The sequence below is a fragment of the Geodermatophilus nigrescens genome, from assembly GCF_900129495.1.
Classification (GTDB): Bacteria; Actinomycetota; Actinomycetes; order Mycobacteriales; family Geodermatophilaceae; genus Geodermatophilus; species Geodermatophilus nigrescens.
Genome location: NZ_FQVX01000001.1, coordinates 1,439,447 through 1,460,187 on the forward strand (window position 1 = coordinate 1,439,447; position 20,741 = coordinate 1,460,187).

At 75.1% G+C, this 20,741-nt stretch carries 18 protein-coding genes; 9 read left to right on the forward strand and 9 right to left on the reverse strand.

Annotated features, from left to right (window positions below; all coding sequences use genetic code 11):
* Positions 1 to 43: 43 nt before the first annotated feature.
* From BUE37_RS07130 to BUE37_RS07150, 5 genes are all read right to left on the reverse strand, one after another.
* Entirely contained in the window at positions 44 to 1,282 is a 1,239-nt protein-coding gene (locus BUE37_RS07130; RefSeq protein ID WP_073419325.1) for a beta-ketoacyl-[acyl-carrier-protein] synthase family protein, read from the reverse strand.
* 49 nt (positions 1,283 to 1,331) lie between these two features.
* On the reverse strand, positions 1,332 to 1,571 hold the full coding sequence (locus BUE37_RS07135; RefSeq protein WP_073419326.1) for an acyl carrier protein: 240 nt from the start codon (positions 1,569 to 1,571) through the stop codon (positions 1,332 to 1,334).
* A 76-nt stretch (positions 1,572 to 1,647) separates the two neighbouring features.
* Positions 1,648 to 2,613: a beta-ketoacyl-ACP synthase III gene (locus BUE37_RS07140; protein WP_073419327.1), complete on the reverse strand. Its 966-nt coding sequence runs from the start codon at positions 2,611 to 2,613 to the stop codon at positions 1,648 to 1,650.
* Positions 2,610 to 3,812 carry an acyltransferase domain-containing protein gene (locus BUE37_RS07145; RefSeq protein WP_073419328.1) on the reverse strand — a complete coding sequence of 401 codons (1,203 nt, stop codon included), beginning with the start codon at positions 3,810 to 3,812 and terminating at the stop codon, positions 2,610 to 2,612. Before BUE37_RS07145 ends, BUE37_RS07140 begins: the two co-directional genes overlap by 4 nt.
* A gap of 149 nt (positions 3,813 to 3,961) precedes the next feature.
* Positions 3,962 to 5,140 carry a PucR family transcriptional regulator gene (locus BUE37_RS07150; protein WP_083628387.1) on the reverse strand — a complete coding sequence of 393 codons (1,179 nt, stop codon included), beginning with the start codon at positions 5,138 to 5,140 and terminating at the stop codon, positions 3,962 to 3,964.
* 45 nt (positions 5,141 to 5,185) lie between these two features.
* On the opposite strand from BUE37_RS07150, the gene BUE37_RS24805 reads away from it, so the two are divergent.
* Together BUE37_RS24805 and BUE37_RS07160 are read left to right on the forward strand one after the other, a co-directional pair.
* On the forward strand, positions 5,186 to 5,890 hold the full coding sequence (locus tag BUE37_RS24805) for a phosphatase PAP2 family protein (RefSeq protein ID WP_281248056.1): 705 nt from the start codon (positions 5,186 to 5,188) through the stop codon (positions 5,888 to 5,890).
* A complete protein-coding gene (locus BUE37_RS07160; RefSeq protein WP_073419329.1) occupies positions 5,887 to 6,372 on the forward strand; it encodes a pirin family protein in 486 nt (161 codons plus the stop codon). The genes BUE37_RS24805 and BUE37_RS07160 overlap by 4 nt, the downstream gene beginning before the upstream one ends.
* A gap of 36 nt (positions 6,373 to 6,408) precedes the next feature.
* Here the strand turns inward: BUE37_RS07160 and BUE37_RS07165 are convergent, their stop codons facing one another.
* A complete protein-coding gene (locus tag BUE37_RS07165) occupies positions 6,409 to 7,689 on the reverse strand; it encodes a right-handed parallel beta-helix repeat-containing protein (protein WP_073419330.1) in 1,281 nt (426 codons plus the stop codon).
* Positions 7,690 to 7,848: 159 nt separating this feature from the next.
* Complete coding sequence (locus tag BUE37_RS07170; protein WP_073419331.1) at positions 7,849 to 8,874, reverse strand: LacI family DNA-binding transcriptional regulator; 1,026 nt, start codon at positions 8,872 to 8,874, stop codon at positions 7,849 to 7,851.
* 187 nt (positions 8,875 to 9,061) lie between these two features.
* Here BUE37_RS07170 and BUE37_RS07175 point away from each other — a divergent pair, with 187 nt between their 5' ends.
* The 7 genes from BUE37_RS07175 (at position 9,062) to BUE37_RS07205 (ending at position 16,763) form a co-directional block, all read left to right on the forward strand.
* A complete protein-coding gene (locus tag BUE37_RS07175) occupies positions 9,062 to 10,357 on the forward strand; it encodes an extracellular solute-binding protein (protein ID WP_073419332.1) in 1,296 nt (431 codons plus the stop codon).
* A gap of 117 nt (positions 10,358 to 10,474) precedes the next feature.
* Complete coding sequence (locus tag BUE37_RS07180) at positions 10,475 to 11,464, forward strand: carbohydrate ABC transporter permease (protein WP_073419333.1); 990 nt, start codon at positions 10,475 to 10,477, stop codon at positions 11,462 to 11,464.
* Positions 11,465 to 11,472: 8 nt separating this feature from the next.
* A complete protein-coding gene (locus BUE37_RS07185; protein WP_073419334.1) occupies positions 11,473 to 12,375 on the forward strand; it encodes a carbohydrate ABC transporter permease in 903 nt (300 codons plus the stop codon).
* A gap of 53 nt (positions 12,376 to 12,428) precedes the next feature.
* Entirely contained in the window at positions 12,429 to 13,523 is a 1,095-nt protein-coding gene (locus BUE37_RS07190; RefSeq protein ID WP_073419335.1) for an ABC transporter ATP-binding protein, read from the forward strand.
* Positions 13,524 to 13,636: 113 nt separating this feature from the next.
* Positions 13,637 to 15,034 (forward strand): GH1 family beta-glucosidase, encoded by a 1,398-nt coding sequence (locus tag BUE37_RS07195; RefSeq protein ID WP_073419336.1) that lies wholly within the window; start codon positions 13,637 to 13,639, stop codon positions 15,032 to 15,034.
* On the forward strand, positions 15,031 to 15,768 hold the full coding sequence (locus BUE37_RS07200) for an SDR family NAD(P)-dependent oxidoreductase (RefSeq protein WP_073419337.1): 738 nt from the start codon (positions 15,031 to 15,033) through the stop codon (positions 15,766 to 15,768). Before BUE37_RS07195 ends, BUE37_RS07200 begins: the two co-directional genes overlap by 4 nt.
* Positions 15,769 to 15,968: 200 nt before the next feature.
* Positions 15,969 to 16,763 carry a glycoside hydrolase family 88 protein gene (locus BUE37_RS07205; RefSeq protein ID WP_073419338.1) on the forward strand — a complete coding sequence of 265 codons (795 nt, stop codon included), beginning with the start codon at positions 15,969 to 15,971 and terminating at the stop codon, positions 16,761 to 16,763.
* On the opposite strand, the gene BUE37_RS07210 is transcribed toward BUE37_RS07205, so the two are convergent.
* Together BUE37_RS07210 and aceE are read right to left on the reverse strand one after the other, a co-directional pair.
* On the reverse strand, positions 16,670 to 17,614 hold the full coding sequence (locus tag BUE37_RS07210) for an FAD-dependent oxidoreductase (protein ID WP_073419339.1): 945 nt from the start codon (positions 17,612 to 17,614) through the stop codon (positions 16,670 to 16,672). The genes BUE37_RS07205 and BUE37_RS07210 overlap by 94 nt on opposite strands.
* 38 nt (positions 17,615 to 17,652) lie before the next feature.
* Positions 17,653 to 20,451, reverse strand: a complete 2,799-nt coding sequence (gene aceE, locus BUE37_RS07215) for a pyruvate dehydrogenase (acetyl-transferring), homodimeric type (protein ID WP_073419340.1) — start codon at positions 20,449 to 20,451, stop codon at positions 17,653 to 17,655.
* Between the last annotated feature and the right edge of the window lie 290 nt (positions 20,452 to 20,741).

Below are 20,741 nucleotides of genomic sequence, written 5' to 3' on the forward strand. Positions count from 1 at the left end.
GGGCCTCCAGGGACTCCCGGCACCGGGCCGGGCGGGAAGTGGGTCAGGCGGTCGTGAAGACCAGCGCGAGGTTGTGCCCGCCGAAGCCGAAGGAGTCGTTGACCGCGGCGCTGAGGCTCGCCTTCCGCGGCTCGTGGCGGACGATGTCGAGTGCCTGGACCGCGGCGTCGTCGTCGGGGTCGTCGAGGTTCGCCGTCGCCGGGACCACCTGCTCGCGCAGGGCGAGCACGGTGAACACCGCCTCCAGCGCGCCGGCGGCACCGAGCAGGTGGCCGGTCTGGCTCTTGGTGGCCGCCACCAGCGCGTGCTCGCCGACGGAGCTGCGGATGGCCGCGGCCTCCGCGGTGTCGCCCACCGGCGTGGAGGTGGCGTGCGCGTTGACGTGGCCGATGTCGGCGGGGGACAGGCCCGCGTCGCGCAGCGCGGCGGTGATGGCGCGGGCGGCGCCCTCGCCCTCCGGGTGCGGCGCGACGAGGTCGTAGCCGTCGGCGGTGGCGCCGGCGCCGGCGAGCCGGGCGTGCACCCGGGCGCCGCGGGCCTGCGCGGAGGAGGCGCGCTCGAGCACGAGGGCGGCGGCGCCCTCGCCGAGCACGAAGCCGTCGCGGCCCTTGTCGAAGGGACGGGAGGCGCGGCCGGGCTCGTCGTTGCGGGTGCTCATCGCCCGCATCGCGGCGAAGCCGGCCATGGGCAGCGGGTGCACGACGGCCTCGGCGCCGCCCACCAGGACGACGTCGGCGCGGTCGAAGCGCAGCAGGTCCAGGCCCCAGCGGATGGCCTCGGCGCCGGAGGCGCAGGCGCTGACCGGGGCGTGCACGCCGCCGCGGGCGCCGATCGCGAGGCCGACGGCCGCGGCCGGGCCGTTGGGCATGAGCATCGGGATGGTGAAGGGCGAGACGCGCTTGGCGCCCTTGGCCTCCAGGACGTCGTCCTGGCCGAGCAGGGTCATCGCCCCGCCGATGCCGGTGCCGAAGACGACGGCGATCCGCTCGGGCGCCACGCCCGCGTCGGCGGCGCCGGACTCGGCCCACGCCTGCTCGGCGGCGACGACCGCCACCTGCTGGCTGCGGTCGAGCCGGCGGGCGCGGACCCGGTCGATCTGCTCGGAGGGCTCCACCGCGAGGGTGGCGGCGAGCTGGGCCGGCATCTCCTTCACCCACTCGTCGTCGAGGCGGCGGACCCCCGACCGTCCGGCCAGCAGCGCGTCCCAGGTGCTGGCGACGTCGCCACCCAGCGGCGTGGTGGCTCCGAGGCCGGTGACGACCGCGTCGTCGTTCGAGCTCATGACGGTCCTTCCCTGGGGACGTGCGGGCGCGGGCGGCCGGGGGACCGGCTCAGCCCTTGTTCTTCTGGATGAAGCTGATCGCGTCGCCGACGGTCTTGATGTTGCCGAGCTCGTCGTCGGGGATGGCCACGCCGAACTTGTCCTCGACGGCGGTGGCGATCTCGACCATCGACAGCGAGTCGACGTCGAGGTCCTCGGTGAACGACTTCTCCGGGGTGGCGTCGGCGGGGGCGACCCCGGCGACCTCCTCCAGGATCTCGGCCAGACCTGCCTGGATGTCCTCGCTCACGCGGGGTCCTCTCTCTCGGTGGAGGCGGGGGTTGCCCGCCGTCGGGTCCCGGTGGTCCGGGGGTCTGTGGGGCCGGTCAGGGCAGGACGAGCACCTGGCCGGCGAAGGTGAGCCCGGCGCCGTAGCCGAGGACGAGGGCGAGGTCGCCGCTCTTGGCCTCGCCGGACTCCAGCAGCGCGGTGAGCGCCAGCGGGATGGAGGCGGCCGACGTGTTGCCCGACTGCACGATGTCGCGGGCGACGACGACGTCCTCGCCGAAGCCGAGCCGCTTCGTCATCGACTCGACGATGCGCAGGTTGGCCTGGTGCGGGGCGAAGACGTCGACGTCCTTGGCCTCCACGCCGGCGGACTCCATGGCCTGCACGAGCGTGTCGGTGAGCCGGGTGGTGGCCCAGCGGTAGACGGCCTGGCCGGCCATGGTCATCGTGCCGGTGCCCGCGGCGATCTCGATCGCGGAGAACTGGTCGCCGTCGCTGCCCCACGCGACCGGACCGATGCCGGGCTCGTCGGAGGCGCCGAGGACGGCCGCGCCGGCGCCGTCGGCGAAGATCACCGCGGTGGAGCGGTCGGTCTTGTCGACGACGTCGGTGAGCCGCTCGACGCCGACCACGAGCGCGTTGCGCGCCGAGCCCGCGCGGATGGCGGACGAGGCCACCTCCAGCGCGTAGCAGAACCCGGCGCACCCGGCGTTGAGGTCGAAGGCGCCGGGGCGGGGGATGCCCAGGCGGTGGGCCACCTGCGGGCCGATGCCCGGGATGGGCTCGGTGAGGCTGGCGCTGGCGAGGATCACCAGGTCGACCTCGTCGGGGGCCAGGCCGCTGGCCGCCAGCGCCTTGCCGCCGGCGGCGACCGACATCTCCACGAGGGTCTCGTCCTCGGACGCCCAGCGGCGCTCGGCGATGCCGACGCGGGTGCGGATCCACTCGTCGTTGGTCTCCATGACCTGCGCGAGCTCGTCGTTGGTCACGCGGCGCCGCGGGCGGTAGCCGCCCAGGCCGAGGATGCGCGCGCCGGGCGCGCCGGCGGGCAGTCGGATGCTCACGCGGGGACCTCCGGGTAGAGACGGGCGAGGGGGTCGCCGGCGTCGACCAGGTCGCCCTCGTGCACCAGCCACTCGGCGAGCACGCCGTCGTAGCCGGCCGAGACCTTGACCTCCTCGCGGCGGCTGCGCACGCAGCCCAGCGGGGTGCCGGCGGGCAGGTGGGTGCCCTCGGGGACGTCGGCGGGGCTGACCGTGCCGCGGGCGGGGGAGACGACGACCCGCCAGTCGGGCTGGTGCTCGGCCTCGGGGCGGCCGCGGGCGGCGTCGATGAGGGCGCGGGCGCGGTCGAGGTCGTCGGGGCCGGCCAGCGCCAGCACCTCGACGTCGGAGCCCTTCCACTCCCGCTTGGCCAGGCCCGCCAGGGCGCCGGCCGGCGGCAGCTCGATCGCGGCGGTGACGCCGAGCTCGCGCAGGGTGGTGAGGCAGGCGTCGAAGCGCACCGGGCTGGTGACCTGGCTGACCAGGCGGGAGAGCGCCTCGGCGCCGGAGCCGACGGCCGCGCCGTCGGCGTTGGACAGCAGCAGCCGGCTCGGGTCGGCCGGGCGCAGGCCGCCGACGAGGCCCTCGAGCTCCTCGCGGGCGGGCGCCATGTAGGCAGTGTGGAACGCGCCGGCCACCGACAGCGGCACCACCCGGGCCTTGGCCGGCGGCTCGGCCTTCAGCGCGGCGAGCCCGTCGACCGGGCCGGCGACGACGGTCTGCCCGCCGCCGTTGAGGTTGGCCGCGACCAAGCCGTGCCGCTCCAGCGCCGCCGCGAGCTCGTCGGGGTCGCCGCCCAGCACGGCCGACATGCCGGTGGGGGTGAGCGCACAGGCGCGGGCCATGGCCCGGCCGCGGACGGCGGTCAGCGCGATCGCGGCCTCCACGGACAGCACGCCGGCCAGCGCGGCCGCGGTGAGCTCGCCGACGCTGTGGCCGGTGATGACGACGTCGCGGCCGGTGTGCGGCGAGTGCGCCACCGGGCCGGGCAGGCCGCCGAGCTCGCGGGCGACGAACAGGCTCATGGCGACGACCAGCGGCTGGGTGACCGCGGTGTCGCGGATGGCCTCGGCGTCGCCGGTGGTGCCCATCGTCAGCAGGTCGGCGTCGGCGATCGCGCCGGCCCAGCGGAAGAACGACTCGGCTCCGGGGAGATCCAGCCAGGGGGTGAGCATCCCGGGCTTCTGGGCACCCTGTCCGGGGGCGAGGACGGCCAGCACCTCCTCACCGTGTCAGAGGAGCGGGCCTCCCGCGCGCTCGGCCGCGACGAAAGGACACCACCGCTCTTTGGAGGGTCCCTACAAGTGGCGGGCCTCGCCGGGCCGTCGCGGCGCCGATCCGTGGTGGGGACCACACTGCGGTCGCGCGCTCAGTGCCAGAGCGAGCGGCCGCCGTCGAGGTCGGCGAGGGCGAGCGCGACGTGCAGCGTCCAGGCCCCGCGCGGGTCGGTGGCCACCTGCCCGGTGAGCTCGGCGGCGCGCTTGAGCCGGTAGCGCACGGTGTTCGGGTGCACGAACAGCGCCCGGGCGCTGGCCTCGAGGTTGCCGCCGCCGGCGAGCACCGCGCGCACCGTCTCGAGCACCTCGCCGCCGGCGCCGCGCAGCGGCAGCACCACCCGCTCGGAGAGCGCGGCGCGGGCCAGCGGGTCGCCGTCGAGGGCGCGCTCGGGCAGCAGGGCGTCGGCCGACACCGGGCGCGGGGCGCCGGGCCACGCGCGGGCCGCGCGCAGCCCCGCCAGCGCCGCCGCGGCCGACCCGCCCGCGGCGCTGAGCCGGTCGACCACCGGCCCGAGCACCACCGGGCCCGGACCGAACTCCTCGGCCACCCGGGCGGCGGCGGCCGCCACGTCCTCGGCGCCGCCGAGCACCACCACCAGCTGCTCGGCGTGCACGCCGACGAGCACCTCCCCGCCACTGGAACGGGCGGCGCGGCGGACCGCGGCGTGCGCGTCGCCGTCGGGCGGCGCGGCGCCGACGAGCACGGTGACCGGCTCGGTGCCCGCCCAGCCCAGGGCGGCGGTGCGGCCGGGCAGCTCCTCGGTGCGCTCGCCGCGCACCAGCGCGTCGACGACGAGGGCCTCCAGCCGGGCGTCCCAGGCGCCGCGGTTCTCCGCGAAGCTGGCGTAGACGTGCGCGGTGGCGAAGGCGACCTCGCGGCTGAACTGCAGCACCGCCATCCGCAGGGGCACCGCGTCGCCGGGCTCGGCCACCGACTCGACGTGGTCGTCCATCACCTCGACGGTGAGCTTGACCAGGTCGACGGTCTGCTTGAGCGGCACCGCGCGCACCAGGTCGCGGGGCGCCGCGCCGAACACCTCGCCGGTCAGCCGCGGCGGTCGGCCGGGGTTGCGGCACCACTCGACCAGCGAGGCGATGCCGGCCTGCGCGACGAGCATGACCCAGGACCGCTGGTCGGCCGGCATGGCGCGGAACCACGGCAGGTCCTCGTCCATGCGGGCGACGGCGCGGGTGGCGATGGCCCCCGACGCGCGCTCGAGCCGCCGCAGCGTCGCGGCGGACGGCGGCGGGTCGGTCCCGCGGGCTGGCACGGCGGCCAGCGTGTCACGCGTGCGGGCGTCGGGGAGAGTGGGGGAGTGGTCCCCGCCCCGCCGCTGTCCCGGCCCGCCCGCGCCCGCCGCCGGGTGCTGACCGCGATCGGGGGCGGCCTGGCGGTGCTGGGGGTGCTCGGCGCCGGGGTGGTCACCGGGTGGACCCCGCAGGTCCGCCTCGACGACGCGCTCAGCCGGGCGCTCTACGCCGGCGACGACCGCTCGCCGTTCGTCGGCGGCCTGCTCGAGGTGCTCACCACCCCCGGCGTCACCTGGTTCCGCGTGCTGGTGTTCCTCCCGGTGCTGGCCTGGCTCGGAGCCCGCCGCGCCTGGCGCACGCTGCTGTGGGTGGTCGTGGCGATCACCGCGATCGGGCCGGTCACGACCGGGCTCAAGGAGCTGGCCGGCCGCGCCCGCCCGGCCTTCGAGCACGGCGGGCTGGACTACCCGGGCCTCAGCTACCCGAGCGGGCACTCCTCCGGCATCGCCACGCTGGTCACCGTGGCGCTGGTGCTGGCCTGGCCGCGGCTGACCGCCCCGGGCCGGCGGGCCGCGGTCGCCGCCGGCGTGGCGCTGGCGGTGCTCGTCGGCCTCACCCGCGCCTGGCTCGGCGTGCACTTCGTCTCCGACGTCGTCGGCGGGCTCTCTCTGGGCCTGGCCTGGTCGCTGGCGGTGGCGCTCGTCCTCGGCGGCCTGCCCGGCGGCCCGGCGGCGCTGCCCGAGCGGGAGGCCGAGGAGGCCGCGCGGTGACCGCCGTCGAGGGGGTCCCGCTGCTCGAGCCCGGCGACGGGTCGCTCGGCCCGCTGCTGCGCGTCACCGACGACCGGCTCCCGCCCGGCGCCGGCTACGGCGTGCACGCCCACCGCGCGGTCGACGTCGTCGCCGTCGTCCTCGAGGGGTCGCTCACCCACCGCTGGGGCGGGGACGCGCCGCTGGCGGCGGGTGACGTCGGGGTGCTCCGCGCCGGGACGGGCCTGGACCACGACGAGGTCGCCGGTCCCGCGGGCGCCCGCGTGCTCCAGTGCCACCTGCGCGCCGCCGACCCGGGCGCCGCGCCGTCGCACGAGGTGCTGCGCGCCCCGGCCGGGTGGGTCGACCTCGGCCGGCCCGACGCCCGGCTGTGGCTCGGCGACGACGGGCCGGGCGTGCCGGACGGGGTCGTGCTGCGGCCCGGCGGCGGCCGCGCCGTCGTCTGGGCGGTCGACGCCGCCCGTCCCGACTGGGCGGGGTGACCGGGGACCCTCCGGCGGAGGGCCCCCGGTCGTGCCTCAGGGCGCGCAGAGCTCCGCGGGGACGCTGGACCCGCAGACGTTGTCCTCGAACTCGACCGCCCCGACGTCCCGCAGGAACGGGCTGACCTGCGGCGAGCTGAGCAGCACGTCGACCGGCGCGTTGCCGGTCAGGTCGTTGTCCGTGACGACGACGCCGTCCACCGGGCCGGGGTCGACCCCGCCGGCGTTGTTGAACGGCGGCAGTGACACCAGGGTCAGGCCGCCGGCCGGGAACTGCAGCGAGGCCGGGTCGACGGCGGGCACGTTGTCGTGCACGTCGTTGTGCCGGATCGACACGGTGTCGGCGTTGACCACCGAGATCCCGGTGCCCGAGACGCGCAGCGACGCCTGCGCCTCACCGACGCCGGCGAGGCAGAAGCGGTCGTTGCCGGTCACCTCGTTCCACTTCAGCTGCCAGTCGCCGCCCTCGACGCGGCCGCTGAAGTCGGGGATCTCGGTCGCCGCGTCGTCGAAGACGAGGATGCCGACGCAGTTGCCCGCCACGTAGTTGTTGCGGACGACGCCGACGCGCGACTCGCGGGCGAAGACGCCGAGGTTGTAGCCGCGGACGTCGTTGGCGACGACGTCGGCGTAGGCCTCGTGCGAGTCGGTGACGCCGATGCCCGCGGTGCCGCTGTTCGGCGCCTCGGCCGTTCCCCGGTCGAGGCCCCGGAGGACGTTGCGCGAGATCCGGGTGTGCGTGGAGTCCGCGGCGAGGATGCCGTAGCGCTCGTGCGCGTGCGCCGCGGTCTTGTGCACGCGGAACCCGTCGGCGCCCCAGGCGGCGATGCCGTTGGCCGGGTGGTTCCAGGTGGACAGGTGGCTGACCCGCACCGGGCCGTCGGGGTGGAGGAAGAACAGGCCGGAGACGTCGTCGCGCAGGGTGCCCGGGTCGGTCTCCGGGTCCCCGCCGTTCTGCGCCTCCCAGCAGGCGGTCGGCGCGACCTCGGGCAGCTGGTCGGGGGTGGTCCACTCGGGCCACACGATCCGCGTGCCGTCCTCCCCGCGGCCCTCGCCGACGATGGTCAGGCCCTTGCCGTCGACGCAGACGGCTTCCTCGTAGGTGCCCGCCTCGATGCGGATCGTGTCGCCGGAGCTCGCCTGGTCCACCGCGGCCTGGATCGACTCGCCGGGGGAGACCACCCAGGTGGTGCCCCCGCCCGCCGCCGCGACGCCGGCCGGCAGCGCGGCGAGCGCCAGGGCGGCGGAGGCGGTGACGGTCAGCCCGCGGGCGGCCGCCGACGGGCGGGGACGTCTCGCCGTACCGGAGTGCTGCATGTGTCCTCCATCGTGTGCCGGGCGCGCCGGGGCCCGGCGCGTGCGGCAACGATGGGGACGGTGTGACGGACGGGTCCGGTGACACGGCGGGGACGCGTGGGACCTCATCCCCGGGTCGCGGGCCCGCCTCCGACCCGGGGCGTGGGTCGAGTTCCTCCCCTAGGCGCTTGCGCGCCGGACCAGGCGGGTGGGGCAGACCCGCGCCCGCACCCCCTCCTGGCCCTCGACCTGCGACAACAGCAGCTCCTTCATCAGCCGGGTCATGTCCTCCAGCGGCTGCGCCACCGTGGTGAGCGGCGGGTCGCAGGTGGCCGCCACGGCCGCGTCGTCGAAGCCGACCACCGCCACGTCGCCGGGCACGGTGCGCCCGGCCTCGCGCAGCGCCCGCAGGGCGCCCACCGCCATCGGGTCGGAGGCGACGAAGACGGCGTCGAGGTCGGGGGCGCGCTCCAGCAGCGCGGCCATGGCGCGGGCGCCGCCGGCCTCGGTGAAGTCGCCCTCGGCCACCAGCCGCTCGTCGACCGGCAGCCCGGCGGCCTCGAGGGCCTCGCGGTACCCGGCGTGGCGGTCGAGGCCGGCGATCATGTCCTGCGGGCCGGTCACCGTGGCCACCCGCCGCCGGCCCGAGCCGAGCAGGTGCTCGGTGGCCGTGCGCGCCCCGCCGGTGTTGTCGGCGTCGACGTAGCAGAGGTCGCGGCCGTCGGGCGGCCGGCCGGACAGCACCAGCGGGACACCGGCCTCGTCGAGCATGCGGGGCAGCGTGTCGTCGCGGTGCGGGGAGACCAGGACGACGCCGTCGACGTGGCCCTGCCGCACGAAGCGGCCGACCTTCTCCTGCTCGCGCTCGCCCCGCGCGGCGAGCAGCACGAGGTTCATCTCGGTGTCGGCCAGGGACTCCGACAGCTCGCGGAAGACGCGGGCGAAGAACGGGTCGGAGAACACCTGGGCGTTGGACTCCGACAGCACCAGGGCGATGGTGTCGGTGCGCCGGGTGACCAGGCTGCGGGCCATCGGGTTGGGCACGTAGTGCAGCTGCGCGACGGCGGCCTCGACGGCGCGGCGGGCCTCCGGGCGGACCTTCGGCGAGCCGTTGACCACCCGCGACACGGTGGCCCGGGAGACGCCGGCGAGCTCGGCGACCTCGTCGAGCGTGGGTGAGGAGCCGCGTCCGGCCAGCGTCGTCACGGGTCCTCCTGGGGTCGCGGTCGGGGTCCATGGTGCACGGCCCGGGCGGTTCCGCGAATCGCACGAAGTCGTACTTGACAGGCGGGTGTGGTCCCCATCACTCTCCTCCCAGCCGGTCGTGAGAGCGCTTTCACGCCGGACACAGTAGCCCGGACGAGGTCGTTCGGGAACCGATCCAGGAGGACCGATGACCGTTCCCCCGAGACGCAGGGCCGCACTGGGCGCCGCCCTCGTCGCCTCGCTCCTGGCCGCCGGCTGCGGGGGCTCCAGCTCCGCCGACGACGGCACCGTCACGCTCGACCTGGGCCTGTTCGGGACCTTCGGGTTCGAGCAGGCCGGGCTGTACGACGAGTACATGCGCCTGAACCCCGACATCCGCATCGAGGAGACCTCGGTGGAGCGGTCGGCGGACTACTACCGGGCCCTGCAGACCCGGCTCGCGGCGGGCTCCGGCCTCGCCGACATCCAGGGCATCGAGATCGGCTTCGTCGCCGACGTCGTCGAGAACCACGCCGACGCGTTCGTCGACTTCGCCGCCGAGGGCAACGCCGACGAGCTGCTCGGCCACTACTACGACTGGAAGGTCGAGCCGGCCACGACGGAGGACGGCCGGGTCATCGGCCTGGGCACCGACGCCGGTCCCGAGGCCATGTGCTTCCGCCGCGACCTGTTCGAGCAGGCCGGCCTGCCCACCGACCGCACGGAGCTCGCCTCCCGCTGGTCGACCTGGGAGGGCTACCTGGAGCTCGGCCGCGAGTACGACGCCTCGCCGACCAAGCCGGAGGGCACCTCGTTCGTCGACAGCCCGGCGAGCGTCTTCTCCGCCGCGGTCTACCAGGGCGAGACCGCCTACAACGACGAGAGCGGCAACCCCATCCCCGAGACCAGCCCCGGCGTCACCGCCGCCTGGGAGGACGCCGCCGTGGCGGCCGCCGAGGGGATGACCGCCAACCTCATCCAGTTCGGCGACGAGTGGAACTCCGCCTTCGCCAACGGCGCCTTCGCCACCATCTCCTGCCCGGCCTGGATGCTCGGCTACATCAGCGAGCAGGCCGGCGAGGAGGCCTCGGGCGCCTGGGACGTCGCGCCGCTGCCCGGCGGTGCCGGCAACTGGGGCGGCTCCTGGCTCGGCGTGACCGAGAACAGCGAGCACCGCGAGGAGGCCATCGCCCTCGTCGAGTGGCTGACCGCCCCCGAGCAGCAGATCAAGATGTTCACCGAGGAGGCCCACTTCCCCTCCAGCCAGGAGGCGGCGGAGGACCCGCAGGTGTCGAGCGCGACCAACGAGTACTTCAGCGGCGCGCCGGTCGGGCAGATCTTCGCGGACTCGGCGGCAGCGCTGCAGTTCACGCCGATCGGCCCCTACGACACCCAGATCCAGGAGGCGTTCACCAACGCCCTGAGCACGGTCGCCGACGGGACCTCACCCGACGACGCCTTCCAGGCAGCACTCGCGGAGATCGAGCAGGTCACCGGAGGCTGACAGACCCCGGCCGGTGCCCGAGCGCGTCCACCCGCCCGGGCACCGGCCGGCACCACGTCGGCGGCACCTCGCCGGCCCCCGCACCTCCCGCCCGCACACCGCAGTGAGGCACCCCGCATGACCATCGCCAGCGACGACCCCCGGGTCGCGGCGGCCGCCGCACCACCGCCGTCCGTCCCGCCCGCACCCGCAACGGCCGCCCGCCGGCGGCGGTCCCGGCTCACCCGCAACCGCTGGGGCTACGCCTACGTCGCCCCGTTCTTCCTCCTCTTCGCCGCCTTCAGCCTCTACCCGTTCCTCTACACCGCCTACATCTCGCTGCACGACGTGCGGCTCTCCGACCTCGACGGCGCGGTCTTCGTCGGCTTCGGCAACTACACCGAGCTGCTGCAGGACGAGTTCTTCTGGAACGCCGCGAGGAACACCCTCACCATCGGCATCCTCTCCACGGTGCCCCAGCTGGCCATCGCCCTGGGACTGGCGCACCTGCTGAACTACCGGCTCCGCGGCCGCACCTTCTTCCGCGTCGCGATGCTCATGCCCTACGCGACCAGCATCGCCGCCGCCACGCTCGTGTTCGCGCAGCTGTTCGGCCACGACTACGGCCTGATCAACACGCTGCTGGAGGCCGTCGGCTTCGACCGCATCGACTGGGAGAGCGGCAGCTGGACCAGCCAGATCGCCATCTCGGTGATCGTCACCTGGCGCTGGACCGGCTACAACGCGCTCATCTACCTGGCCGCGATGCAGGCCATCCCGAACGACCTCTACGAGGCCGCCACCCTCGACGGCGCCAGCCGCTGGAAGCAGTTCGTGCACGTCACGATCCCGGCCCTGCGGCCCACGATCCTGTTCACCATCGTGGTCTCGACCATCGGCGCGGTGCAGCTGTTCGGTGAGCCGCTGCTGTTCAGCGGCAACGGCATGACCAACGGCGGCGTCTCGAACCAGTACCAGACCCTCGGCCTGCTCATGTACGACCAGGGCTGGACGAACTTCCGCCTCGGCCAGGCCGCCGCGACCGCCTGGACCATGTTCCTGATCATCCTCGTCGTCGTCGGCGTCTACGGGCTGATCGCCCGCCGCCGCGCCCGGGCCGAGCGGTAGGAGCCGTCATGACCACCCTCGCCTCCGCACCGGAGCAGACGGCGACCGCGCCGGCCGCCACCCCCACCCGGACCCGCCGCCGCGGCGCCCGCAAGGTCACCTCCGCCGGGCCGCTCACCCACGTGCTGCTGGTCCTGACCGCGTTCCTGTCGGTCTTCCCGCTGTACTGGACGGCGGTCGCGGCGTCGAAGACCAACGCCGAGCTCGCCGGCACCCCGCCGCCGTTCCTCCCCGACGCCGACCTGTTCACCAACATCGGCCGGGCCATGGAGGAGGCGCCGATCGGGCTGGCCATCGTCAACTCGGTCATCGTCGCCGGCTGCATCACGGTGGGCACCGTCCTGTGCAGCACGCTCGCCGGGTTCGCCTTCGCCAAGCTGCGCTTCCGGGGCAACAAGACGCTGCTCGGGCTGGTGATCGGCACGATGATGGTGCCGACGCAGCTGGCGATCATCCCGCTGTTCATCCTCATCGCCCAGCTGCAGTGGGTCGACCACCTCCAGGCGGTCGTGCTGCCCACGCTGGTCAGCGCGTTCGGCGTCTTCTTCATGCGGCAGTTCCTGTCGCAGGCGCTGCCCGACGAGCTGCTCGAGGCCGCCCGCGTCGACGGCGCCTCGACGATGCGGACCTTCTGGTCGGTCGTCGTCCCGGTCGCCCGCCCGGCCATGGCGGTGCTCGCGATGCTCACCTTCCTCACCGCGTGGAACGACTTCTTCTGGCCGATCATCGCCCTCACGAGCGAGAACCCGACCGTGCAGGTCGCGCTGGCCGGTCTCGGTGGCGGCTACGTCCCTGACACCGCGGTGATCATGGCCGGCACGCTCGTCGGCACCCTGCCGGTGCTCGTCGTCTTCGTCGTCCTCGGCAAGCAGATCGTCGGCGGCATCATGCAGGGCGCGGTGAAGGGATGAGGCGCCCGTCCACCCCCGTTCCCCCCACCTCCTGCCCGGAAGGCGCCTGAGCCATGGCCACCGTCACCTTCGACTCCGCGACCCGCATCTACCCGAAGTCCGACCGCCCGGCGGTCGACGGCCTGGACCTGCAGATCGGCGACGGCGAGTTCCTCGTCCTCGTCGGCCCCTCCGGGTGCGGCAAGTCCACCTCGCTGCGCATGCTCGCCGGCCTCGAGGAGATCGACGCCGGCAGCATCCGGATCGGCGACCGCGACGTCACCGACGCGCCGCCCAAGGACCGCGACATCGCGATGGTCTTCCAGAACTACGCGCTCTACCCGCACATGACCGTCGAGCAGAACATGGGCTTCGCGCTCAAGATCGCGGGCGTCCCCAAGTCGGAGATCGCCACCCGGGTCGCCGAGGCGGCGAAGATCCTCGACCTCGAGGACTACCTGGGCCGGCGCCCCAAGGCGCTGTCCGGCGGCCAGCGGCAGCGGGTGGCCATGGGCCGCGCGATCGTCCGCAGCCCGCAGGTGTTCCTCATGGACGAGCCGCTGTCCAACCTCGACGCCAAGCTCCGCGTGCAGACCCGCACCCAGATCGCGGCGCTGCAGCGGCGCCTCGGCGTCACCACCGTCTACGTCACCCACGACCAGGTCGAGGCCATGACGATGGGCGACCGGGTGGCCGTGCTCAAGGACGGCCTCCTGCAGCAGTGCGACACCCCCGGGACGCTCTACGAGCGGCCGGCCAACACCTTCGTCGCGGGCTTCATCGGCTCGCCGGCGATGAACGTCATCACCGGTCCGGTGGTCGACGGCGGCGTCCGGCTCGCGGGTGCGGTGCTGCCGGTGCCGCGCGAGCGGCTGCTGCGCGCCGCCGGCGACGGCGGGCGGGTGACCGTCGGCTTCCGCCCCGAGGCCGTCGAGCTCGCCCCCGAGGGCGTGCCTGTGGTGGTGAACGTGGTCGAGCAGCTCGGCTCGGACGCCTTCCTCTACGCCACCCTGGGTGCCTCCGACGACGGCGACGTCCTGCACACTGCCGACCTGGTGGTGCGCACCGAGCCGCGCTCCGCCCCCGCGGTGGGGGAGACGGTGCACCTGCGGGTCCGCGAGGGCGGCCTGCACGTGTTCGACCCGGTCTCCCAGCAGCGCATCGACTAGCGCCCGATCCATCCCCCCACCAGCGACGGCGTCGCCGCGGCGCCGCCGCGATGGCCCCTGACCTCCGCCCGACCTCCTGCTCCCGATCCCCTGCTCCGAGGAGAACCCCCGCCGTGACCACCACCGACGCCCGCGAGGACCTGCTCGCCGGCCTGACGTTCCCGCCCGGCTTCGTCTTCGGCGCCGCGACCGCCGCGTACCAGATCGAGGGCGCCGTCACCGAGGACGGGCGGGGCCCCTCGATCTGGGACACCTACAGCCACACGCCCGGCCGCACCTTCCAGGGCCACACCGGCGACGTCGCCGTCGACCACTACCACCGCTACCCGGCCGACGTGGCGCTGATGGAGGAGCTGGGGCTCTCGGCCTACCGGTTCTCCGTGTCGTGGCCGCGGGTGCTGCCCGAGGGCAGCGGCCGCGTCGAGCAGCGCGGCCTGGACTTCTACCGGCGGCTGGTCGACGAGCTGCTCGGCGCCGGCGTCGACCCGTGGCTGACGCTGTACCACTGGGACCTGCCGCAGGCGCTGCAGGACCGCGGCGGCTGGGCCGACCGCGACACCGCCGAGCGGTTCGCCGACTACGCGGCCGTCGTCGTCGACGCCCTCGGCGACCGGGTGCGGCACTGGTCGACGCTCAACGAGCCGATGTGCAGCGCGCTGCTCGGCCACATGAGCGGCCTGCACGCCCCCGGCCTGCAGGACCCGGTCGCCGCCTCGGCCGCCACCCACCACCTGCTGCTCGGCCACGGCCTCGCCGCCGGCCGGCTGCGCGCCGCCGGGGTGGACTCGTTCGGCATCACGCTGAACTTCACGCCGATGAACCCGGCCTCGGACTCGGCCGCCGACCTCGACGCCGCCCGGCGCCTCGACGGCCAGCAGAACCGGATGTTCCTCGAGCCGGCCGTCAACGGCGAGTACCCGGCCGACGTCGTCGCCGACCTCGAGGCCGCCGGCGCCCCGCTGCCCATCCGCGACGGCGACCTCGAGGTCATCGCCGCGCCGCTGGACTGGCTGGGCGTCAACTATTACTTCGAGTCCACCGTGCAGGCGGGCCCGCGCCCCGCGGAGAAGCCGACGTCGTTCATCGGCGGTGAGGACGTCCTCGAGCTCGACCCGGTCGGCGTCACCACCACGATGGGCTGGGGCATCAGCCCCGAGGCCTTCACCGACCTGCTGCTGTGGATCGGCTCGCGGGCGCCCGGGGTGCCGCTGGTCATCACCGAGAACGGCTCGGCGTGGGACGACGTCGTCGACGCCGAGGGCGCGGTGCACGACCCCGAGCGCGTGGACTTCCTGCTCCGCCACCTCGCCGCGATGACCACCGCGATCGAGAAGGGCGCCGACGTCCGCGGCTACTTCGCCTGGTCGCTGCTGGACAACTTCGAGTGGGCCCGCGGCTACGCCCAGCGCTTCGGGCTGGTGCACGTCGACTACGAGACCCAGCGGCGCACCGTCAAGGACAGCGGCCGGGTCTACGCCGAGGTGCTCCGCCGCCACCGCGAGGCGCAGTGACGCAGGCATCCCCGGCAGGGCCGGCGGCCGGTCGCGACCTGACCGGCCGCCGGGTCCTCGTCACCGGCGCCTCCCGCGGCGTCGGGCGGGCCGTCGTCGGCGCCCTGGTGGCCGCCGGCGCCGACGTGCTCGGCACGGCGCGCGACGCCGGCCGGCTGGACGCCCTCGCCGCCGAGGTGACCGGCCCCGGCCGCTTCGAGCCGCTCGTCGCCGACCTGACCGACCCGGCCGCCCCGGCGGTCCTGGCCGAGGCGGTCGCCCGGCGCTGGGGCGGCCTCGACGTCCTGCTCAGCAACGCCGGGGTCATGCTCGCCCGCGACGAGCGGTTCGAGGACGAGCCGGCCGGCACGCTGGAGGACACGCTCGCGGTCAACCTCGTGGCCCCGCACCGGCTGGTGCTCGCGCTGCTGCCGTGCCTGCGGGCCGGGCGCGAGCCGCAGGTGGTGCACGTCAGCTCCGGCGCCGGCACCCGCGACGGCATGGGGGAGCCCGGGATCGGCAGCTACCGGGTGAGCAAGTACGCGCTCAACGGGCTGGTGCTCATGCAGGCCGCGCAGCTGCGCGGGGAGGTGGCGGTCAACGCCCTCGACCCGGGCTGGGTGCGCACCGACCTCGGCGGGCAGTCCGCGCCCGGCACCGTCGAGGAGAGCGCGGCCGGCGCGCTGGCGCTGCTGCGCGAGCCCGCGACCGTCACCGGCCGGATCTTCAAGGACGGCGAGGAGATCTCGTTCTAGCCGGGGAGACGCGCCGCCGCGTCCTGGACGCGCTGCTGGTCTGCCAGCGGCACTCCTGGGACCAGGGCCTCACCGCCGCCGTCCTCGACGCCGGCGGTGAGGCCGCGGCGCTGCGCGCGCTCGTCGACGACGCCGTCGCCCGGCAGCTGCCCGACGGCCGGCTGGCCGAGCTCGACCCGGCCTGCAGCGTCAACGGCGGCGTGGTGGGGGAGTACGTCGACCGGGTGGCCCGCCGCGACGGCGACGCCGGCCTCGCCGCCGCGGCCGCCCGCCAGCGCGACTGGCTGCTGACCGGCGCGCCCCGCGCCGCCGACGGCACGCTGTTCCACCTGCTCGGCGGCCGCGAGGTGTGGGCCGACACCGTGTTCATGGTGGTGCCGCCGCTGGCCGCGGCCGGGCACGGGGAGGCCGCGCTCGCGCAGCTGGCCGGGCACCGCGCCCGGCTGCGGCGCCCCGACGGGTTGTGGCGGGCGCGCTGGGACGACGACGCCGGCGCGCCGTCCGACGGCCGCGCCTGGGGCACCGGCAACGGCTGGGTGGCCGCGGCGCTCGCCCGGGCGGTGTCCCTCCTGCCGGGGTCAGGGCTCGCCGCGGAGGCCCGCGCGCACCTCGACGCCTGCCTCGCGCACCGCCGTCCCGACGGGTCGTTCGGGGACGTGCTCGACGACGCCGCCTCCCCGCCGGACACCGCGGTCGCCGCGATGCTCGCCTGGGCCGCGCTCGCCGGCGCGCGCGAGGGGTGGCTGCCGCGCGGGTACGCCGACGTCGGCCGCTCGCTGCTCGCACACGTCGTCGCGGCGCTCGACGTCCTCGGGCGGGTGACCGGCGCCGCGGCCGCGCCCCGGTTCGACCGCCCCGGGCACTCGCCCGAAGCGCAGGCCTGGCTCCTGCTGGCCGACGCTCAGGCCAGGGCGCTCGCCACGGCGGCCACCTCGTCCGCCACCTCGGCCGCGCAGCCCCAGGAGAGGGTGACGCCGGCGCCGCCGTGCCCGTAGCAGGCGACGACCGGCCGCCCGCCGACGTCGAGCCGCTCCAGCCGCACGGTCGGCCGGCCCGGCCGCAGCCCGACCGCCCGCGAGAGCACCGGCTGCCCGCGCAGCGCCGGGACCAGCGCGCACGCCCGCTCCAGGATCGCCGCCTCCACCGCCGGGTCGGGCTCGCGGCCGGTGGCGCCCTCGACCGCCGTCCCGCCGACGACGACGTCGCGGCCGCGGGGGACGACGTAGGTCAGCCCGGCCGGGCCCTCCTCGTCGAGCAGCCACTCGCCGATCCCGGGGTCGGCGAGGCGCACGACCTGGCCCTGCACGGGGACGCCGGTGTCGTCGCCGAGCAGCGGCCCGGACGCCAGGCCCGCGGCCACCACGACGACGTCGCCGGGCACGCCGTCCAGCGCGTCCACCCGGCCGGGCACGGTGGTCACGCCGGCCGCGGCGCACGCGGCGGCCAGCCAGGGGAGGTAGTCGCCGGTGTCGACCACCGGCAGCGTGCAGCGAGTGCCGGCGGGGACGCCCGGCGGCAGCTCCTCCGGCGTCGCCGGCCGCACGCCCGGGATGCCCGGCGTCCACCACGGGTCGGGGTCGGGCGTGCGGTGCAGGTAGGTGCCCGGGCGCATCCGCACGCCGGAGGCCGGGTCGCCGGCCAGCGCGGTGAGCACGCCGAGGGAGGTGGCGCCCCACCGCAGGACGGCGTCGGCGGGGGCGGCCCGGTAGGGGAACCAGATGGCGGCGGCCACGGCGGAGGTGGTCGCCGCCCACGGGTCGGCGGTGTGCAGCCGGACCCGGTGGCCGGCCCGCGCGAGCTCGAGCGCGCAGGTCAGGCCGACCACCCCGCCGCCGACGACGGCCACCGTGAGGTGGCCGCCGCCGGCGGCGGGCCGGTGCCCGCTCAGGTGGCCGGGCTCGGGTCGGTCCGCTCCTCGGCCGGGGCGGCCTGCACGTCGCGGATCCGGTACTTCTCGACCGCCTCGCGGACCGTCGAGCGCTCGACCAGCCCGCGGTCGGCCAGCGCGCCCAGCGTCCGGACGACGATCGACTCGGCGTCGACGTGGAAGTGCCGCCGCAGCGCCGGGCGGGTGTCGGACAGACCGAACCCGTCGGTGCCCAGCGTCGCCATGCCGCCCGGGACGAACGGGGCGATCAGGTCGGGCACCGCGCGCATCCAGTCCGACACCGCCACGACCGGGCCCTCGGCGTCCTGCAGCCGCTGGGTCACGTAGGGCACCTGCGGGTCGTCCTCGGGGTGCAGGAAGTTGTGCTCGGTGACTGCGTCGGCCTGTCGGCGCAGCTCGTTCCACGACGTCACCGACCACACGTCGGCCGACACGCCCCAGTCCTCGCGCAGCAGCTCCTGCGCCCGCAGCGCCCACGGCACCGCGACGCCCGACGCCAGCACCTGCGCCCGGTGCCCCTCGCCGGAGCCGGGGGCGTAGAGGTACATGCCGGCGAGCAGGCCCTGCACGTCCAGGCCCTCGGGCTCGGCCGGCTGCTGGAACGGCTCGTTGTAGACCGTCAGGTAGTACATGACGTCGGGGCTGCGGTGCCCGCCCAGCGGCGCGCCCGGGTCCTCGCCGTACATGCGGGCCAGCGCGTCCTTGACGATGTGGCCGACCTCGTAGGAGAAGGCCGGGTCGTAGGACACGACGGCGGGGTTGGTCTGCGCCAGCAGCAGCGAGTGGCCGTCCTCGTGCTGCAGGCCCTCGCCGTTGAGCGTCGTCCGCCCGGCGGTGGCGCCGAGGACGAAGCCGCGGGTCATCTGGTCGGCGGCCGCCCAGAACGAGTCGCCGGTCCGCTGGAACCCGAACATCGAGTAGAAGATGTAGATCGGGATCATCGGCTCGCCGTGCGTGGCGTACGACGTGCCGACCGCGGTGAACGACGCCGTCGACCCGGCCTCGTTGATGCCCTCGTGCAGGATCACGCCCTGCTCGGACTCCTTGTAGGCCAGCATCAGCTCGCGGTCGACCGAGGTGTAGCGCTGGCCGGCCGGGTTGTAGATCTTCTGCGACGGGAAGAGGCTGTCCATCCCGAAGGTGCGGGCCTCGTCCGGGATGATCGGCACGAAGCGCGGGCCGAGCTCCTTGTCCTTGAGCAGCTCCTTGAGCAGGCGGACGAACGCCATCGTCGTCGCCACCTCCTGCTTGCCGGAACCGCGGCGCAGGACGTCGAGGGCCTTGTCGTCGGGCGCCTTGAGCGTCTTGAACTCCGAGCGCCGCCGGGGCACCGCCCCGCCCAGGGCGCGCCGCCGCTCGAGCATGTACTGCATCTCGTCGGAGTCGGGAGCCGGCTTGTAGTAGGGCGGCAGCGTCTTGTCGAGCTGCTCGTCGGGGATGGGCAGGTAGAGCCGGTCGCGGAAGGCGGCGAGGTCCTCGGCGGTCAGCTTCTTCATCTGGTGGGTGGAGTTGCGGCCCTCGAAGTGGCTGCCGAGGGTCCAGCCCTTGATCGTCTTGGCGAGGATGACCGTGGGCTGGCCCTTGTGCTCCACGGCCGCCTTGAACGCCGCGTAGACCTTGCGGTAGTCGTGGCCGCCGCGGGAGAGGTCCCAGACCTCCTTGTCGCTCATGCCCTCGACGAGCTTGCGCGTGCGCGGGTCACGGCCGAAGAAGTGCTCGCGGACGAACGCGCCGTCCTCGGCCTTGTAGGTCTGGTAGTCGCCGTCGGGCGTCTGGTTCATGAGGTTGACCAGCGCGCCGTCGCGGTCGGCGGCCAGCAGGGCGTCCCACTCGCGGCCCCACACCACCTTGATCACGTTCCAGCCGGCGCCGCGGAAGAACGACTCCAGCTCCTGGATGACCTTGCCGTTGCCGCGCACCGGGCCGTCGAGCCGCTGCAGGTTGCAGTTGACGACGAAGGTGAGGTTGTCCAGCTCCTCGCGGGCGGCCAGGCCGATGAGACCGAGCGACTCGGGCTCGTCCATCTCGCCGTCGCCGAGGAACGCCCACACGTGCTGGTCGGAGGTGTCCTTGACGCCGCGGGAGTGCAGGTAGCGGTTGAACCGCGCCTGGTAGATCGCGTTCATCGGGCCGAGGCCCATGGACACGGTCGGGAACTCCCAGAAGTCCGGCATCAGCCGCGGGTGCGGGTAGCTCGACAGCCCGCCGCCCGGGTGACTGACCTCCTGGCGGAAGCCGTCGAGCTGGTCCTCGGACAGCCGGCCCTCGAGGTAGGCGCGGGCGTAGATGCCGGGGGAGGCGTGGCCCTGGAACCAGATCTGGTCGCCGCCGCCGGGGTGGTCCTTGCCGCGGAAGAAGTGGTTGAAGCCGACCTCGTAGAGGCTGGCGGAGGAGGCGTAGGAGGAGATGTGCCCGCCGACGCCGATGCCCGGCCGCTGCGCGCGGTGGACCATGATCGCGGCGTTCCACCGGATGTAGGCGCGGATGCGCCGCTCGACGTGCTCGTCGCCGGGGAAGTAGGGCTCCCGCTCGGGCGGGATCGTGTTGATGTAGTCGGTGCTGCGGAGGGCCGGGACGCCGACCTGCTGCTCACGGCTGCGCTGCAGCATCTTGAGCATGAGGTAGCGGGCGCGCCCGCGGCCTGCGTGCTCGACGACGCTGTCGAGCGACTCCACCCACTCCTGGGTCTCGTCGGGATCGGTGTCGACCAGCTGGCTGGGCAGTCCGTCGGTGATGACCGCGCGTGGCTGGCCGGCGTCGCGGGTGGGGTCCCCACCCTGCTGCGGTGCGCTCATGGCCCCATCGTCTCGCGCCGGGCGTCCCCGCGTCACGTACAGGTCCCGAGTCGGCCACGTCGGCGCCTGCAGACGGGCCTCCGCGACGGCTTGCGCCTGACCAGGCATGCCCTACGCTCCTGCCCACGTGCACCGACGCCGTCGGGACCGCGCGTCCGGGTCCGAGAGGGGTGACATGACCAGGCTGCGGGTGACATCCCCGCCGGTCGTGTCCGCCGTGGGCCTGCACACCCCCCACGCACGCGCGCTGCGCGGTCGCGTGCCCGCCGGTCGGCGACCGGACACCATCG

What these genes read in the sequence shown, in the direction of transcription:
- BUE37_RS07180 (WP_073419333.1), top strand. Translation starts at nt 10,475, where the DNA reads ATGACCATCGCCAGCGACGACCCCCGGGTCGCGGCGGCCGCCGCACCA.
- BUE37_RS07130 (WP_073419325.1), bottom strand. Translation starts at nt 1,282, where the DNA reads ATGAGCTCGAACGACGACGCGGTCGTCACCGGCCTCGGAGCCACCACG.
- aceE (WP_073419340.1), bottom strand. Translation starts at nt 20,451, where the DNA reads ATGAGCGCACCGCAGCAGGGTGGGGACCCCACCCGCGACGCCGGCCAG.
- BUE37_RS07185 (WP_073419334.1), top strand. Translation starts at nt 11,473, where the DNA reads ATGACCACCCTCGCCTCCGCACCGGAGCAGACGGCGACCGCGCCGGCC.
- BUE37_RS07175 (WP_073419332.1), top strand. Translation starts at nt 9,062, where the DNA reads ATGACCGTTCCCCCGAGACGCAGGGCCGCACTGGGCGCCGCCCTCGTC.
- BUE37_RS07165 (WP_073419330.1), bottom strand. Translation starts at nt 7,689, where the DNA reads ATGCAGCACTCCGGTACGGCGAGACGTCCCCGCCCGTCGGCGGCCGCC.
- BUE37_RS07190 (WP_073419335.1), top strand. Translation starts at nt 12,429, where the DNA reads ATGGCCACCGTCACCTTCGACTCCGCGACCCGCATCTACCCGAAGTCC.